Annotated in this window: 1 protein-coding gene; it reads left to right on the top strand. The window is 31.4% G+C overall.

Annotation, left to right across the window (positions count from 1 at the left end; genetic code table 11):
- Window positions 1–259: 259 nt before the first annotated feature.
- On the top strand, window positions 260–673 hold a 414-nt coding region (locus TCEL_RS00125), incomplete at its 3' end, for a Glu/Leu/Phe/Val dehydrogenase dimerization domain-containing protein (protein ID WP_278199679.1).

The following is a 673-nucleotide window of genomic DNA, read 5'->3' as shown; positions in this document are numbered from 1 at the left end:
TTAGTTTTGAAGGAAAAGTAAAGTCCGGCTGCAATTAGTAATGCAATTATAACGTAGGACCATAGTATGTTGTTGATTTGGTTGATAAAAAGCGACAAAATTTGACTCATATCGCACCTCCAAACTGTAATTTTAACAAAATTGTATCAAATTAAAATGATTTAGTCAATTAAAGAAAATTTTTATATTTATGATAATGCATAATATAAATAGAAGATTGCGAAAGCAAGAGGGGGTAATTTAAATGGTTAAAGTTAAAATGACACCTGCTGATTATGTAGCTCAAGTTATTGAAAATGTGAAGAAGAGAAATCCAAATGAACCAGAATTCTTACAAGCTGTTGAAGAAGTTTTACCATCATTAATACCTGTATTAGAAAAACATCCAGAATATATCGAAGAAAATCTTTTAGAGAGATTCTGTGAACCAGAAAGACAAGTAATGTTTAAAGTACCATGGGTGGACGATGAAGGTAATCTACATGTAAATAGAGGATTTAGAGTTCAATTCAATGGAGCAATTGGACCATATAAGGGAGGATTAAGATTCCATCCATCAGTTACTTTAAGCGTTATTAAGTTCTTAGGATTTGAACAAATTTTAAAGAATTCACTTACAGGACTACCAATAGGTGGAGGAAAAGGTGGATCTGATTTTGATCCAAGAGGAAAA

The organism is Thermobrachium celere DSM 8682 (assembly GCF_000430995.1).
GTDB classification, from domain to species: Bacteria; Bacillota; Clostridia; order Clostridiales; family Caloramatoraceae; genus Thermobrachium; species Thermobrachium celere.
Note: the sequence above shows the minus strand (reverse complement) of the source record. Positions and strands in the feature narration are given on the sequence as shown.